This window comes from Curvibacter sp. CHRR-16 (assembly GCF_018474005.1).
Lineage (GTDB): Bacteria > Pseudomonadota > Gammaproteobacteria > Burkholderiales > Burkholderiaceae_C > Allorhodoferax.
In genome coordinates this window covers 638,078-651,505 of record NZ_JAHCSH010000002.1, presented here as the reverse complement: position 1 = coordinate 651,505, position 13,428 = coordinate 638,078, and the positions used below count along the sequence as shown (strand labels likewise).

Sequence of the window (13,428 nt, the reverse complement as noted above, 5' to 3'; positions counted from 1 at the left end):
GGCCCAAGACTGACCAAGCTGATCCGTGGTGGATTGGTTGGTGCAAGTTGGGAATATTGAAATGATCCAAACTGAATCTCGATTGGAAGTGGCTGACAACACTGGTGCTAAGTCTGTCTTGTGCATCAAGGTGTTGGGTGGCTCCAAGCGTCGCTACGCTAGCGTTGGCGACATTATCAAAGTCAGCATCAAAGAAGCAGCTCCACGTGGTCGCGTCAAGAAGGGCGAGATTTACAACGCTGTGGTAGTGCGCACTGCAAAGGGCATTCGCCGTGCAGATGGTTCTTTGGTGAAGTTCGACGGCAATGCAGCAGTGCTGCTCAATGCCAAGCATGAGCCTATTGGCACACGTATCTTTGGACCAGTAACACGCGAATTGCGTACTGAAAAGTTCATGAAGATCGTTTCTTTGGCTCCTGAAGTGCTGTAAGGATTGGTATGAACAAGATTCGCAAAGGCGACGAAGTAATCGTCATCGCAGGACGCGATAAGGGTAAGCGTGGCGTTGTGACGCTGCGTGCCAATGAAACTCGCGTAGTGGTTGAGGGTGTGAATGTGGTGAAGAAGCACGTCAAGCCCAATCCCATGAAGGGCACAACTGGTGGTATTGAAGAGAAATCTTTGCCTATCCATCAGTCCAATGTGGCAATTTTCAATGCGACGACTGGCAAGGCCGATCGCGTTGGCGTGAAGGTTTTGGCTGATGGCAAGCGCGTGCGCGTTTACAAGTCCAGCGGCGAAGAAATCAAGGTGGCTTAAAAATGGCACGTTTTCAAGATATCTATCGTGACAAAGTGGCGCCTGAACTGACAGCAAAGTTCGGCTACAAGTCCCCCATGGAAGTTCCTCGCTTGACCAAAATCACTCTGAACATGGGTGTAAGCGAAGCGGTTGCTGATAAGAAGGTTATGGAAAACGCTGTGGCTGATTTGACCAAAATTGCTGGTCAAAAGCCTGTTGTGACCAAAGCCAAGAAGGCTATTGCTGGTTTCAAAATTCGTGAAGGCCAAGCGATTGGCTGCATGGTCACGTTGCGTGGCGTGCAGATGTACGAATTCTTGGATCGCTTTGTGACGGTTGCTCTGCCTCGTGTGCGTGACTTTCGTGGTATCTCTGGTCGTGCATTCGATGGCCGTGGTAACTACAACATTGGTGTCAAAGAACAGATCATCTTTCCTGAGATCGAATACGACAAGGTGGATGCATTGCGTGGTCTGAACATCAGTATCACAACAACAGCAAAGACTGACGAAGAATGCAAGGCATTGCTCGCAGGCTTCCGCTTCCCATTCAAGAACTGAGGTGCAGTGTGGCTAAAGTTGCTTTAATTGAGCGTGAACTCAAGCGTGCAAAGTTGGTGGAAAAATTCGCCAAAAAGCATGCGGAGCTCAAAGAAATTGCCGCTGATGGCAAGCGTTCTGATGAAGAGCGTGCTGCTGCTCGCTTGGCATTGCAAAAGTTGCCTCGCAACGCCAATCCTACTCGCCAACGTAACCGTTGCGAGATTACAGGTCGTCCACGTGGCACTTTCAAGCATTTTGGCTTGGCCCGTGCGAAAGTTCGTGAAATGGCATTCGCTGGTGAGATCCCTGGTATCACCAAGGCAAGCTGGTAAGCGTCTGGAGATTCGAAAATGAGTATGAGTGATCCCATTGCAGATCTGCTGACCAGAATCCGCAATGCACAAATGGTAGCGAAAGCAACCGTGAAAGTGCCCTCTTCCAAAGTGAAGGTGGCCATTGTTCAGGTGCTGAAAGATGAAGGCTATATCGATGGCTTCAAAGTATCCACGGCAGACGGAAAGTCTGAATTGGAAATTGCTTTGAAGTACTACGCTGGACGTCCTGTCATTGAGCAAATCGAGCGTGTGAGCCGTCCTGGCTTGCGTATTTACCGTGGTGCAGATGCTATTCCGCAGGTGCAAAATGGTTTGGGCGTTGCGATCGTTACTACACCCAAGGGTGTCATGACGGATCGCAAGGCGCGAGCTGCTGGCATCGGTGGTGAAGTTCTGTGCTACGTGGCATAAGTTTGGCTTGAGGAGTTAAGACAATGTCCCGCGTAGGAAAATTGCCAGTAGCTATCCCTGCTGGCGTGGAAGTATCTCTGACAGCTGAAGCAGTTAGCGTCAAGGGTGCAGGTGGCACGTTGAAGTTGCCCCAAAACAGCCTCGTAACCATTAGCAACGAAGGCGGCAAGCTGTCTTTCACGCCTGTCAACGACAGTCGTGATGCTGATGCAATGGCAGGCACAGTTCGCCAGTTGGTCAACAACATGGTTGTTGGTGTGACCAAGGGCTTTGAGAAAAAGCTGAACCTGATTGGCGTGGGTTACAAAGCCCAAGCTGCAGGCAATAAATTGAACTTGGCTGTAGGTTATTCACACCCTGTGAACATCGACATGCCCACAGGTGTGACAGTGGCCACTCCATCGCCAACTGAAATCGTCCTGAAGGGTGCAGATCGCCAAGTAGTTGGTCAGATCGCCGCTGAGATTCGTGCAGTGCGTCCCCCAGAGCCCTACAAGGGCAAGGGTATTCGCTACTCTGACGAGACAGTAACGATCAAAGAAACCAAGAAGAAATAAGGGTCGTAATCATGCTGACTAAAAAAGAGCAACGTCTCCGTCGTGCACGCCAAACTCGCATTCGTATCGCCTCCCAAGGCGTAGCGCGTCTGACAGTTACACGCACCAACTTGCATATCTATGCAAGCGTTATCTCTGGTGACGGTAGCAAGGTTCTGGCTGCTGCATCGACTGCAGAAAAAGATGTGCGTGCCACTTTGGGTACTACTGGCAAAGGCGGCAACGTCGCTGCAGCAGTGCTGATCGGCAAGCGCGTGGCTGAAAAAGCCAAGGCTGCGGGTGTGGAGAAAGTAGCGTTTGATCGCTCTGGCTTTGCATACCATGGCCGTGTTAAAGCATTGGCAGAGGCAGCGCGTGAAGCTGGCCTGCAGTTCTAAGCAGATCGGAAGTAAAAATGTCTAAAGTTCAAGCAAAAACAGCGGGCAAAGTTGACGGTCCAGAGGACGGTCTGCGGGAGAAAATGATTGCGATCAACCGCGTGACCAAAGTGGTCAAAGGTGGTCGTATTCTCGGTTTCGCCGCACTGACTGTTGTAGGTGATGGTGATGGCCGTATCGGCATGGGCAAAGGAAAGTCGAAAGAAGTTCCCTCGGCCGTGCAAAAAGCCATGGAAGAAGCCCGCCGCAACATGTTCAAGGCTGCATTGAAGAATGGCTCTATCCACCACAAGGTGGTAGGTCGTCATGGTGCATCTACTGTCATGATGGCGCCAGCCCCCAAGGGTACCGGCATTATTGCTGGTGGTCCTATGCGCGCTGTGTTCGAAGTGATTGGTGTAACTGACATCGTGGCCAAGAGCCATGGTTCTACTAATCCTTACAACATGGTACGTGCTACTTTGGATGCTTTGGCAAAGTCTACAACTCCTGCAGAAGTTGCCGCCAAGCGTGGCAAGTCTGTGGAAGACCTCTTTGCTGCGTAAGGTGGATCTATGAGCACACAACAAACAGTGAAAGTCCAATTGGTGCGTAGCCCCATTGGTACCAAGGAATCCCACCGTGCAACAGTGCGTGGTTTGGGTTTGCGTAAATTGGGTAGCGTTAGTGAATTGCAAGACACTCCTGCAGTTCGCGGCATGATCAATAAGATCGCCTATCTGGTGAAGGTTCTGTAAGGATTCAACATGCAATTGAATGACATCAAGCCCGCAGCTGGTGCCAAGCATGCCAAGCGCCGCGTAGGCCGTGGTATCGGTTCTGGTTTGGGTAAAACTGCAGGCCGCGGTCACAAAGGGCAAAAGTCTCGCTCTGGTGGCTACCACAAAGTTGGCTTTGAAGGCGGTCAAATGCCTATGCATCGTCGCTTGCCAAAGCGTGGTTTCAAATCGCATCTTTTGCAATTCAATGCAGAGATTACTTTGAGCAACTTGGACATCTTGGGTCTGGAACAAGTTGACTTGCTCGTTTTGAAGCAAGCTGGCTTGATCGGCGATCAAATTAAGAACGTCAAAGTTATCAAGTCCGGCGAACTGTCCAAGGCAGTTAAGCTGGTAGGTATTGGTGCAACAGCAGGTGCCAAAGCGGCTATTGAAGCTGCTGGTGGTACGTTGGCCTAATAAGGTGCAGTAGTGGCAAGATCTCCTGTCAGCACTGGTGGTGAGAACAAATATGGCGACTTAACACGTCGCTTGGTGTTCTTATTGCTGGCTTTGCTTGTGTATCGTGTTGGGGCACATATCCCTGTTCCCGGGATTGATCCGACACAATTGCAGCAGCTTTTTAAAGGGCAGCAAGGTGGCATATTGAATTTGTTCAATATGTTCTCTGGTGGTGCGCTATCGCGTTTCACGGTGTTTGCTCTGGGGATCATGCCCTATATATCTGCTTCTATTGTTCTCCAGCTGCTAACCTATGTGTTGCCAGCATTTGAACAGTTGAAGAAAGACGGTGAGGCCGGTCGTCGAAAAATAACCCAATACACGCGCTATGCAACTTTGGGTTTGGCGTTGTTTCAGTCTTTGGGTATTGCAATTGCTCTAGAAAGCTCTGCAGGACTGGTTCTTTCGCCTGGTTTTGTCTTCCGAATGACAACGGTTGTCAGTTTGACGGCCGGAACATTGTTTTTGATGTGGTTGGGTGAACAAATCACTGAACGCGGTCTTGGCAATGGCATTTCCATACTGATCTTTGCTGGTATTGCTGCTGGTTTGCCAAACGCGATAGGTGGGTTGCTGGAATTGGTTCGTACAGGCTCAATGAGTGTTTTTGTTGCACTGGTTGTGATTGTGGTCGTGGCTGCGGTAACCTACTTGGTTGTGTTTGTAGAACGCGGGCAGCGTAAGATTTTGGTGAATTACGCACGACGTCAAGTTGGTTCGAAGGTGTATGGGGGGCAATCCTCGCATTTGCCGCTTAAAATCAACATGGCTGGTGTGATCCCACCAATCTTTGCATCTTCGATTATTTTGTTGCCTGCTACGGTTGCAAATTGGTTCGGTTCCAGTGAATCGTTGCGTTGGTTGAAAGATATATCGTCTTTGCTCAGTCCCGGGCAGCCAATTTATGTGCTGCTGTATGCCGCAGCGATTGTTTTCTTCTGCTTTTTCTACACGGCTCTTGTGTTTAACAGCAAAGAAACAGCGGATAATCTGAAGAAAAGCGGTGCATTTGTCCCGGGAATTCGTCCTGGTGAGCATACTGCTCGGTATATCGACAAAATTTTGCTTCGTTTGACTTTGGCTGGTGCGGTTTACATCACATTCGTGTGCTTGTTGCCAGAGTTCTTGATACTAAAGTACAACGTGCCTTTCTACTTTGGTGGCACATCGTTGCTGATCATTGTGGTCGTGACAATGGACTTTATGGCACAAGTACAAAACTATCTAATTTCTCAGCAGTATGAGTCGCTGTTGAAAAAAGCAAGTTTCAAAGGTCGCTAGTCAGCGTACCAGTTGGATAAGCAGGTTTTTAGGAGAGAGAGATGAAAGTTTCGGCTTCGGTTAAGAAAATTTGCCGCAACTGCAAGATCATTCGTCGCAAGGGTGTGGTGCGTGTTATCTGCGCAGATCCACGTCACAAGCAGCGTCAGGGTTAATCGCAGAAGGTTAAGAGGAAGTTATGGCACGTATTGCTGGTATCAACATACCACCTCATCAGCATGCTGAAATCGGTTTGACTGCTATTTATGGCATCGGCCGCACACGCGCACGCAAGATTTGCGAAGCGTCGGGCATTGCTTACGACAAGAAAATTAAAGATTTGTCGGATGCAGATCTGGAAAAAATTCGCGATCAAATCGCAGCCTTCACTATTGAAGGTGATTTGCGCCGTGAAACAACTATGAACATCAAGCGCTTGATGGACATCGGTTGCTACAGAGGCTTCCGTCATCGTCGTGGTTTGCCACTCCGTGGTCAACGTACACGCACGAATGCTCGCACGCGCAAAGGCCCTCGCAAGGGTGCCGCTGCGTTGAAGAAATAATTAGCTGTTTGAAAAAATATGGCAAAAGCACCATCTAATAGCGCAGCTCAGCGTGTGCGCAAAAAAGTTCGTAAGAACGTTGCAGACGGTATTGCACATGTGCATGCCTCTTTCAACAACACCATTATCACTATTACTGATCGTCAAGGTAATGCCCTTTCGTGGGCTTCCTCTGGTGGTCAGGGGTTCAAGGGTTCGCGCAAGTCAACTCCTTTTGCTGCCCAGGTAGCATCGGAAGTAGCTGGGCGTGCAGCTATTGAGCAAGGTATCAAGAATCTTGATGTAGAGATCAAAGGCCCTGGTCCTGGTCGTGAGTCCTCTGTGCGTGCCTTGGCTGCGCTGGGTATTCGCATCAATTTGATCGCGGACGTTACACCTGTTCCGCATAACGGCTGCCGCCCTCAAAAGCGTCGTCGTATCTAATTAAACTTAAGACCACCGCCATCAGTAGCTTTGCGCTACTGATGGCTCCTGCATTTTGTGCAGCAGTTGAATAAAGGAAATACAAGTGGCACGTTATCTCGGACCCAAGGCGAAACTCGCCCGCCGCGAAGGCACAGACCTGTTTTTGAAGAGTGCACGACGCTCGATCGGAGACAAGGCAAAGTTTGATAGTAAACCTGGCCAACATGGCCGTACATCTGGTGCCCGTACCTCTGACTACGGCGCGCAGTTGCGTGAAAAGCAAAAAGTAAAACGCATGTATGGCATTCTGGAACGTCAGTTCCGCCGCTACTTTGCTGAGGCTGACCGCCGTAAAGGCAATACTGGTGCAAACCTCATGTCTTTGCTTGAATCGCGTTTAGACAACGTGGTGTATCGCATGGGCTTTGGTTCAACACGTGCGGAAGCGCGCCAATTGGTGTCCCACAAAGCGATTCTGGTTAATGGTCAAGCAGTGAACATTCCTTCTTACATGGTTAAGGCTGGTGATGTTGTTGCAGTTCGCGAGAAATCCAAAACCCAAGCCCGTATTGTTGAGGCCCTGCAGTTGGCACAGCAAACAGGTATTCCTGCATGGGTGGAAGTGAATGCTTCCAAGGTTGAGGGTGTTTTCAAGAACGTTCCTGACCGCGACCAATTCGGCTCAGACATCAACGAATCGTTGATTGTCGAGTTGTATTCTCGTTAATAGTTTCTGTAACGGATCCCCATGTATTCACGTGGGGATGTTGTTAGGCCGTACCGACCAATGCGTTGGGAGTCTTACGAGGAAATTTGAATGCAAAACAGCTTGTTAAAGCCCAAATCTATTAGCGTTGAGCAGGTTGGTCACAATCAAGCAAAAGTCACGCTTGAACCGTTTGAGCGTGGGTATGGTCATACCCTTGGCAATGCTCTGCGTCGCGTGCTGCTGTCCTCAATGGCGGGCTTTGCACCAACAGAAGTCACAATTGCTGGTGTTTTGCACGAGTATTCTTCTATCGATGGTGTTCAAGAAGATGTTGTCAACATTTTGTTGAATCTCAAGGGTGTGGTTTTCAAACTGCACAACCGTGAAGAAGTGACTTTGAGTTTGCGCAAAGACAGCGAGGGCGTTGTCAAGGCATCGGATATCCAAACTCCGCATGATGTGGAAATTATTAACCCCGATCATGTTATTGCAAACCTGTCACAAGGCGGCAAGTTAGATATCCAGATTAAAGTGGAAAAAGGCCGTGGCTATGTCCCTGGCACTATGCGCCGCTACAACGATGAGCCAAGCAAAGCAATTGGCCGTATTGTTCTGGACGCATCGTTCTCTCCTATTAAGCGCGTGAGTTATGCTGTTGAAAGCGCACGCGTGGAACAGCGTACAGACTTGGACAAACTGGTGGTGGACATTGAAACCAATGGTGCGATCACTGCTGAAGAGGCAGTACGCTCTGCTGCCAAAATTTTGGTTGAACAGTTGGCTGTATTTGCGCAGCTTGAAGGTAGTGAGTTGGATGCTTTCCAAAATCCAGCACCTCGTGGTTCAACCCAGTTTGATCCGATTTTGTTGCGTCCTGTCGATGAATTAGAATTGACTGTTCGCTCTGCAAATTGCTTGAAGGCGGAAAACATTTACTACATTGGTGATTTGATTCAACGCACTGAAAATGAGTTGTTGAAAACGCCTAACTTGGGCCGTAAATCCCTCAATGAGATCAAAGAAGTCTTGGCTTCACGTGGTCTGACTTTGGGCATGAAGTTGGAAAACTGGCCACCAGCTTCTTTGGAAAAACGTTAATTGAACGCAACGGGGAGTACCTGATACGGCTTCCCGCATACAACACAAGGAGTGAAAAATGCGTCACGGACATGGTCTTCGCAAACTTAACCGCACCTCGTCACACCGTTTGGCGATGTTGCGCAACATGATGAATTCTTTGATCGAGCACGAAGCTATTAAAACGACCGTGCCCAAGGCTAAAGAATTGCGCCGTGTGATTGAGCCTATGATCACTTTGGCTAAAGAACCTACATTGGCAAACCGCCGTTTGGCATTTGATCGACTGCGTGATCGTGACAGCGTAACCAAGCTTTTCAATGAGCTGGGCCCACGCTTCAAGACACGTCCAGGTGGTTACACACGCATTCTCAAGATGGGTTTCCGTGTGGGCGACAATGCGCCTATGGCCTATGTAGAATTGGTGGATCGCGCAGAAGAAACTTCTGGCGAGGCCGCAGTAGCAGAATAAACCTGCTATAATACATGGATTGACGCGGGGTGGAGCAGCCTGGTAGCTCGTTGGGCTCATAACCCAAAGGTCGTTAGTTCAAATCTAGCCCCCGCAACCATATTTAAAGCGCTAACTTCGGTTAGCGCTTTTTTATTGCCCAATCCATTGCCATACCTTAATGAGATCAGGTATGGCTTCCGGCTATCAGCTATCAGTTCGGCAAATATCCGTCGACCGAAAGGTAGCGCTCGCCTGTATCGTAGTTGAAGCCGAGAATTGTGCTTTGTGCAGGGATTTCTGGCAGCTTTTGCGCGATGGCCGCCAATGTAGCGCCACTGGAAATACCTACTAACAAGCCTTCCTCGCGCGCGGAGCGACGACCATATTCTTTGGCCGATTCGGCATCGACTTGTATTACACCGTCAAGCAAGGATGTGTCGAGATTCTTGGGGATGAATCCGGCTCCTATTCCCTGAATTGGGTGCGGCGATGGTTGGCCACCAGAAATGACAGGCGATGCACTGGGTTCGACAGCGAATACCTTCAATGCAGGCCATGCAGCTTTGAGGACTTTCGCGACACCAGAAATGTGCCCGCCAGTACCCACGCCAGTAATTAGGTAATCTAATCCGTTGGGAAAGTCAGTCAAAATCTCCTGTGCAGTGGTTTTGGCATGAACATCCACGTTGGCAGCATTTTCAAACTGTTGGGGAATCCATGCGTTGGGGGTTTGCTCAGCCAGCTCTTGGGCACGAGCAATCGCGCCTTTCATACCCTTCTCGCGTGGTGTTAGGTCGAAACTAGCCCCATATGCCAGCATCAGACGACGGCGTTCAATCGACATGCTTTCAGGCATGACCAGAATCAATTTATAGCCTTTGACGGCGGCAACCAATGCCAAACCTACACCCGTGTTCCCAGATGTTGGTTCAATAATTGTTGCTCCGGGTTTGAGCAAGCCACGGTTTTCAGCATCTTCGATCATCGCCAGTGCGATCCGGTCTTTAATAGAGCCACCGGGATTCGTGCGCTCGTTCTTCACGTAAACCGTATGCTGGTTACCAAATAAGCGGTTGATACGGATGTGTGGTGTATTGCCAATGGTGGCCAAAACGTTGTTGAAAGGCATACTAGTCTCCAATAGGAGTCAGCATTCTGCTGCCAGCTTTGAGAAGCTAAAACAACAGATTTTTCATATCGATATGCCTGCACTGCAACGATAATGGGGGGGAAGCTTGCTGGATCACCGCTGGTGCAATCTTGGAAACAAGGCACTGGAGGAACGTCCGGACTGCACAGGGCAGCGTAGCAGCTAACAGCTGTCCACTGACCAGTGCTGCAGCATGCTGCAGTACCCTAAGGTGAGGATTAGAGCAACAGAGACGAGTTCTGAGTGTTTGCCAGCGCAAGCTGCACGCACTTCAGAGGTGAAACGGGCAATCTCTACGCGCAGCAATACCAAGTAGGCCAACGTTGACGGGGCCCCCGGAGTTGGCGGGTAGGTAGCATCGAGCCATCAAGGTGACTTGTGGCCCAGAGTAATGGTGATCACGCAGAGGTGACTTTGCGCACAGAATCCGGCGTACAGGCAAGCTTCACTTTTCTTGCGTCGCTACTACGCTAGGCCAAGGGGATTGTGCCCTCACCGCGCTCCATCAGTGAGAGCAACAGCGAAAGAGGTACTGGTCGAGAGAAGAAATAGCCTTGGCCATACTGAACACCCAAAGCCCGCAGTCGTTTGGATTGCTCGGCTGTTTCGATTCCCTCTGCAACCACTTCACAGCCGATGGCGTTTGCAATGGCCAATATTTCCGGTATCAAGCTGGATCGCAAGGTTGCATCTTCCATTTCAAACACGAATGACTTGTCAATTTTCAGGCAGTCAGGAGCCATGCGTTTGAGAATGCCAAGGTTGGAATAGCCGGTGCCAAAGTCATCAATAGAAATCGCGTATCCATCGGCTTGCAGGCGTTTGAGCTCAGGCAAGGCATCGGCTGAGAATTCGTACTCAGTGACTTCCAAGTTGATGCGCAAATCACTGCGTCCATAGTCTTTGAGGCATTGTTTTAGGCAAGCATGCAAGAGGTCATGCGAGAGGTTGCGTGGAAAGAGATTGAGCGCCACTGTGAATGGATCAGCTTGCACAGGCAAAAGGGTCGCTAATTCACGCAATGCGACACGGCAAACGGCAGAGTCAAACTCCCAAGTGAGTTGCCGTTGTGCCAAGGAGGGAATGAATTCATCGGGATACACCAGCTTATCGCCCTCACGCAAGCGCGCTAGCACTTCGCAGCCAATGATCTTGCCAGTGGTCAATGACAGTATCGGTTGGTAGTGGCAGACGATATTGTGCTCGGCACATAAATAGGCGATGCGCTTGTCAATGGAGAGGAGCGTGTGACAGTGGGAGATGACTACCAAGCGTGTCAGTGCGCCTAAAACAATGCACAGCATGATGCTGCCCCAAAGTAGCAAAGAGCTGCTGCTGTAGAGGGTGCTTGGAAGCAAGAGCGACTGCACGCTGATAGGGCTGACACCAGGAACAGAGTTGGTAATTAAAAAATAAAAACCAGTCCATACGATGCGCACATGCGGGGTGTCGGTGTTGGCGACTGTGTCTAAGAGGTGGGCGTTTGGGCTGGCAAATATGCGTGTACGCTGTGATGCACCGCCTGCCCAAACGGCGTCCGAATACTGGGGTATTACCTGCTCGTCTTTTTCGCCAGCAATGATTACCTGAAAAGGCCCCCGCTCGACGACTGTGGTGTAAATGGTGTCTGGCGCATCGGGGTTGTAGCGGTGCAAGGGTACTTTAAGGTAGTAGCGCCCTACCTTGCCGTCGATATAGCGCTCAGAAAACGCGCTAGGCTTGCGCAATGCCCCTGCGCTGGTGCTGCAATAAAGCATGCCCGTTTTGTCCAGTAAACCAACTTCCAGTGCATAGGGGTGGGGAAAAATCAAAGCACGCAGCAGGCGTAAGTTCTCTGGTGTACAGGTGGCTTGTTTGCTGGCATTGAGTTCAGTGAGCAGTGCATCTACATCACTTTGCCTTCGGCTCAGACTGGACAAAATTTGTTTGTGTCCAGCGTCTATGTCCTTTACTTTGCTAAGCAAGGCCACAAGGCTAAGGGCAGACGCCAGCACAAGCCCCGCAGCAATACCTGTAAGCAGTCCAACGACACTGGCATGGTGGCCCAAAGCTTGGTTTATGCGCTGCACAACGGTGGGCCAACGAGCAGAAATTTTCATGAAAGAGGACTGGCGACAGATGGGGCATGCGAAGTGTGGAGCGTAAATCCACATTTGCAGCAAAAAATTACAAAAACAACGAGAGGTTGCCGTTATAGCAAAAAAGGCAAGGGCAAACCCTGTGGTTGATGGGAGGCTGCCCATGTACTCTGCCAAAAAAGGAGGACACTGACTATGCGCCCTATATCCGACTTGTTGCAAAAACACCATGGCATTTGGAGCCTGCATCCGCAGGAGACGGTGTTTGCTGCCCTCAAAACGTTGGCCGACCACAATGTTGGTGCCTTGATGGTGATGGATGCAGGACGCTTGGTCGGCGTTTTTTCCGAGCGAGACTACACGCGCAAAGTGGCATTGGCGGGAAAAAATTCACGTGAGCTCAAGGTGCAAGACATCATGACGACCCAGGTCATCAGCGTCGCTCCTAGCACCAGCACGGACGAATGCATGGCGCTGATGAGCCAGCGCAAAATCCGACATCTGCCCATAGTGGATGGAACCCGGGTTATGGGCATGGTTTCCATCCGTGACCTTATGGATGAAATCTTGCAAGAGCGCGAGGACACGATTCAGCATTTGCAGACATACATCGCTGGCTGATTGCCCCCAATCAAGTTTGCGATTGGAGGCGCAGCACATGGGCGTGAAGGGACAAACGCGCAATCGGCCAGAGTCCTGGGGGAACATCGTCATAGACCAAGGGCAACCAATCATCTAGCCCCCCGTGTGGCAGGGCACGCATGGCCGCTGCCACCTTGGCTTCACGGCCCAGCCTATGGGCCAATAGCGTAGTCAGATATTCGGCGGCTGCAGCAATGGCGGGGCCATGGGCGGGCAGCAGGGTGTGTACGGTGCCGGGGCCGATAGGCCTGTTTTCGCTGTCACACAAGGCCAGTACTGTCCGCAGCGAGTGGAGATAAGCCGTCATATCTCCATCTGGGGGAGCCACCACCGTGGTGCTGCCGTGCAGTACATGATCGCCAGTGAGCAATAGCCCCTCTCCCAGCACGTGAAGACACAGGTGATTGCTGGCATGGCCAGGGGTGTGAATGGCCTGCAGCGTGCATCGGGTGAGTTGAACCAGCTCCTTATTGGATAGCACTACATTGGGGGTGAATTGGCTATCTGCGCGAGCATTGGGGCCACTGGGAAGCCCCAACACAGGGGGCGTAGTGGCATGCTGGGGCTGCGAGTTTGCGAACTCTTGATACCTTTGCTGCAGCAGCCAAGCCCCCGGCGCATGGTCCGGATGTGAATGCGTGCACACGATGGCCCGGATAGCCTGTGGTGCAGCCCCCCATTGTGTTGCCAAGTCCCAAAGTCGGTGCACATGGCCCACATCAGCTGGGCCCGGATCCACCACCACACAGTCTTGCCCCGGTACACCCACGACATAGCTGTTGGTACCTGGCCCCGTCATCAGGCCGGGGTTGGGCGCAGTCAAGCGCCAGACAAGGGGGTGCAACTGCTGTGGCACAGCAGTTTGGATAGGAGAAAACAGCATGGCGTGAGCATAGAGGCAGATA

The 13,428-nt window shown here is 50.8% G+C and carries 21 protein-coding genes, 1 tRNA gene and 1 other RNA gene; 20 read left to right on the top strand and 3 right to left on the bottom strand.

What is annotated here, in order from left to right; translation table 11 throughout:
* Positions 1-61: 61 nt before the first annotated feature.
* The 18 genes from rplN to KIK84_RS06600 all read left to right on the top strand — a co-directional run bounded on the left by rplN (position 62) and on the right by KIK84_RS06600 (position 8,771).
* The gene (gene rplN / locus KIK84_RS06685; RefSeq protein WP_214122248.1) at positions 62-430 is read left to right on the top strand and encodes a 50S ribosomal protein L14; all 369 of its coding nucleotides are present in this window, start codon (positions 62-64) and stop codon (positions 428-430) included.
* 8 nt (positions 431-438) lie between these two features.
* On the top strand, positions 439-759 hold the full coding sequence (rplX, locus tag KIK84_RS06680) for a 50S ribosomal protein L24 (RefSeq protein ID WP_214122247.1): 321 nt from the start codon (positions 439-441) through the stop codon (positions 757-759).
* Between the two features lie 2 nt (positions 760-761).
* Positions 762-1,301 carry a 50S ribosomal protein L5 gene (gene rplE / locus KIK84_RS06675; RefSeq protein ID WP_214122246.1) on the top strand — a complete coding sequence of 180 codons (540 nt, stop codon included), beginning with the start codon at positions 762-764 and terminating at the stop codon, positions 1,299-1,301.
* An 8-nt stretch (positions 1,302-1,309) separates the two neighbouring features.
* Positions 1,310-1,615 carry a 30S ribosomal protein S14 gene (rpsN, locus tag KIK84_RS06670; protein WP_214122245.1) on the top strand — a complete coding sequence of 102 codons (306 nt, stop codon included), beginning with the start codon at positions 1,310-1,312 and terminating at the stop codon, positions 1,613-1,615.
* 18 nt (positions 1,616-1,633) lie between these two features.
* Complete coding sequence (gene rpsH / locus KIK84_RS06665) at positions 1,634-2,029, top strand: 30S ribosomal protein S8 (protein WP_214122244.1); 396 nt, start codon at positions 1,634-1,636, stop codon at positions 2,027-2,029.
* Positions 2,030-2,052: 23 nt separating this feature from the next.
* Positions 2,053-2,586, top strand: a complete 534-nt coding sequence (gene rplF, locus KIK84_RS06660; RefSeq protein WP_214122243.1) for a 50S ribosomal protein L6 — start codon at positions 2,053-2,055, stop codon at positions 2,584-2,586.
* Positions 2,587-2,597: 11 nt separating this feature from the next.
* Entirely contained in the window at positions 2,598-2,963 is a 366-nt protein-coding gene (gene rplR / locus KIK84_RS06655) for a 50S ribosomal protein L18 (protein WP_214122242.1), read from the top strand.
* Positions 2,964-2,980: 17 nt separating this feature from the next.
* On the top strand, positions 2,981-3,508 hold the full coding sequence (gene rpsE / locus KIK84_RS06650) for a 30S ribosomal protein S5 (RefSeq protein ID WP_214122241.1): 528 nt from the start codon (positions 2,981-2,983) through the stop codon (positions 3,506-3,508).
* A gap of 9 nt (positions 3,509-3,517) precedes the next feature.
* Positions 3,518-3,700: a 50S ribosomal protein L30 gene (gene rpmD / locus KIK84_RS06645; RefSeq protein WP_214122240.1), complete on the top strand. Its 183-nt coding sequence runs from the start codon at positions 3,518-3,520 to the stop codon at positions 3,698-3,700.
* 9 nt (positions 3,701-3,709) lie between these two features.
* Positions 3,710-4,141, top strand: coding sequence for a 50S ribosomal protein L15 (gene rplO / locus KIK84_RS06640; RefSeq protein WP_214122239.1), 432 nt, complete (start codon positions 3,710-3,712; stop codon positions 4,139-4,141).
* A gap of 12 nt (positions 4,142-4,153) precedes the next feature.
* Positions 4,154-5,464: a preprotein translocase subunit SecY gene (secY, locus tag KIK84_RS06635; RefSeq protein WP_214122238.1), complete on the top strand. Its 1,311-nt coding sequence runs from the start codon at positions 4,154-4,156 to the stop codon at positions 5,462-5,464.
* Between the two features lie 41 nt (positions 5,465-5,505).
* Positions 5,506-5,619: a 50S ribosomal protein L36 gene (rpmJ, locus tag KIK84_RS06630; RefSeq protein WP_214122237.1), complete on the top strand. Its 114-nt coding sequence runs from the start codon at positions 5,506-5,508 to the stop codon at positions 5,617-5,619.
* A 23-nt stretch (positions 5,620-5,642) separates the two neighbouring features.
* Positions 5,643-6,008 carry a 30S ribosomal protein S13 gene (gene rpsM, locus KIK84_RS06625; protein ID WP_214122236.1) on the top strand — a complete coding sequence of 122 codons (366 nt, stop codon included), beginning with the start codon at positions 5,643-5,645 and terminating at the stop codon, positions 6,006-6,008.
* Between the two features lie 18 nt (positions 6,009-6,026).
* Positions 6,027-6,431, top strand: a complete 405-nt coding sequence (gene rpsK / locus KIK84_RS06620; RefSeq protein ID WP_214122235.1) for a 30S ribosomal protein S11 — start codon at positions 6,027-6,029, stop codon at positions 6,429-6,431.
* An 85-nt stretch (positions 6,432-6,516) separates the two neighbouring features.
* Positions 6,517-7,140, top strand: coding sequence for a 30S ribosomal protein S4 (gene rpsD, locus KIK84_RS06615; protein WP_214122234.1), 624 nt, complete (start codon positions 6,517-6,519; stop codon positions 7,138-7,140).
* Positions 7,141-7,230: 90 nt separating this feature from the next.
* The gene (locus tag KIK84_RS06610; protein ID WP_214122233.1) at positions 7,231-8,220 is read left to right on the top strand and encodes a DNA-directed RNA polymerase subunit alpha; all 990 of its coding nucleotides are present in this window, start codon (positions 7,231-7,233) and stop codon (positions 8,218-8,220) included.
* Positions 8,221-8,278: 58 nt separating this feature from the next.
* Positions 8,279-8,671, top strand: a complete 393-nt coding sequence (rplQ, locus tag KIK84_RS06605) for a 50S ribosomal protein L17 (RefSeq protein WP_214122232.1) — start codon at positions 8,279-8,281, stop codon at positions 8,669-8,671.
* Positions 8,672-8,694: 23 nt separating this feature from the next.
* A tRNA-Met gene (locus KIK84_RS06600) sits at positions 8,695-8,771 on the top strand.
* Positions 8,772-8,864: 93 nt separating this feature from the next.
* Here KIK84_RS06600 and cysK read toward each other — a convergent pair.
* Positions 8,865-9,782, bottom strand: coding sequence for a cysteine synthase A (gene cysK / locus KIK84_RS06595; protein ID WP_214122231.1), 918 nt, complete (start codon positions 9,780-9,782; stop codon positions 8,865-8,867).
* Positions 9,783-9,883: 101 nt separating this feature from the next.
* On the opposite strand from cysK, the gene rnpB reads away from it, so the two are divergent.
* An RNA gene (gene rnpB / locus KIK84_RS06590) (RNase P RNA component class A) lies at positions 9,884-10,254 on the top strand.
* A 19-nt stretch (positions 10,255-10,273) separates the two neighbouring features.
* Here the strand turns inward: rnpB and KIK84_RS06585 are convergent.
* On the bottom strand, positions 10,274-11,902 hold the full coding sequence (locus KIK84_RS06585; RefSeq protein WP_214122230.1) for an EAL domain-containing protein: 1,629 nt from the start codon (positions 11,900-11,902) through the stop codon (positions 10,274-10,276).
* Positions 11,903-12,076: 174 nt separating this feature from the next.
* Here KIK84_RS06585 and KIK84_RS06580 point away from each other — a divergent pair, with 174 nt between their 5' ends.
* Entirely contained in the window at positions 12,077-12,502 is a 426-nt protein-coding gene (locus KIK84_RS06580; protein ID WP_214122229.1) for a CBS domain-containing protein, read from the top strand.
* Positions 12,503-12,512: 10 nt separating this feature from the next.
* Here KIK84_RS06580 and KIK84_RS06575 read toward each other — a convergent pair whose 3' ends face one another.
* Positions 12,513-13,406, bottom strand: a complete 894-nt coding sequence (locus KIK84_RS06575) for an MBL fold metallo-hydrolase (protein WP_250207782.1) — start codon at positions 13,404-13,406, stop codon at positions 12,513-12,515.
* Positions 13,407-13,428 lie beyond the last annotated feature (22 nt).

What these genes read in the sequence shown, in the direction of transcription:
- KIK84_RS06610 (WP_214122233.1), top strand. Translation starts at nt 7,231, where the DNA reads ATGCAAAACAGCTTGTTAAAGCCCAAATCTATTAGCGTTGAGCAGGTT.
- rpsE (WP_214122241.1), top strand. Translation starts at nt 2,981, where the DNA reads ATGTCTAAAGTTCAAGCAAAAACAGCGGGCAAAGTTGACGGTCCAGAG.
- rplX (WP_214122247.1), top strand. Translation starts at nt 439, where the DNA reads ATGAACAAGATTCGCAAAGGCGACGAAGTAATCGTCATCGCAGGACGC.
- rpsH (WP_214122244.1), top strand. Translation starts at nt 1,634, where the DNA reads ATGAGTATGAGTGATCCCATTGCAGATCTGCTGACCAGAATCCGCAAT.
- KIK84_RS06585 (WP_214122230.1), bottom strand. Translation starts at nt 11,902, where the DNA reads ATGAAAATTTCTGCTCGTTGGCCCACCGTTGTGCAGCGCATAAACCAA.
- rplE (WP_214122246.1), top strand. Translation starts at nt 762, where the DNA reads ATGGCACGTTTTCAAGATATCTATCGTGACAAAGTGGCGCCTGAACTG.
- cysK (WP_214122231.1), bottom strand. Translation starts at nt 9,782, where the DNA reads ATGCCTTTCAACAACGTTTTGGCCACCATTGGCAATACACCACACATC.
- KIK84_RS06580 (WP_214122229.1), top strand. Translation starts at nt 12,077, where the DNA reads ATGCGCCCTATATCCGACTTGTTGCAAAAACACCATGGCATTTGGAGC.
- rplO (WP_214122239.1), top strand. Translation starts at nt 3,710, where the DNA reads ATGCAATTGAATGACATCAAGCCCGCAGCTGGTGCCAAGCATGCCAAG.
- rpsK (WP_214122235.1), top strand. Translation starts at nt 6,027, where the DNA reads ATGGCAAAAGCACCATCTAATAGCGCAGCTCAGCGTGTGCGCAAAAAA.
- rpmD (WP_214122240.1), top strand. Translation starts at nt 3,518, where the DNA reads ATGAGCACACAACAAACAGTGAAAGTCCAATTGGTGCGTAGCCCCATT.
- rplN (WP_214122248.1), top strand. Translation starts at nt 62, where the DNA reads ATGATCCAAACTGAATCTCGATTGGAAGTGGCTGACAACACTGGTGCT.
- rplF (WP_214122243.1), top strand. Translation starts at nt 2,053, where the DNA reads ATGTCCCGCGTAGGAAAATTGCCAGTAGCTATCCCTGCTGGCGTGGAA.
- KIK84_RS06575 (WP_250207782.1), bottom strand. Translation starts at nt 13,406, where the DNA reads ATGCTGTTTTCTCCTATCCAAACTGCTGTGCCACAGCAGTTGCACCCC.
- rplQ (WP_214122232.1), top strand. Translation starts at nt 8,279, where the DNA reads ATGCGTCACGGACATGGTCTTCGCAAACTTAACCGCACCTCGTCACAC.
- rpsM (WP_214122236.1), top strand. Translation starts at nt 5,643, where the DNA reads ATGGCACGTATTGCTGGTATCAACATACCACCTCATCAGCATGCTGAA.
- rplR (WP_214122242.1), top strand. Translation starts at nt 2,598, where the DNA reads ATGCTGACTAAAAAAGAGCAACGTCTCCGTCGTGCACGCCAAACTCGC.
- rpmJ (WP_214122237.1), top strand. Translation starts at nt 5,506, where the DNA reads ATGAAAGTTTCGGCTTCGGTTAAGAAAATTTGCCGCAACTGCAAGATC.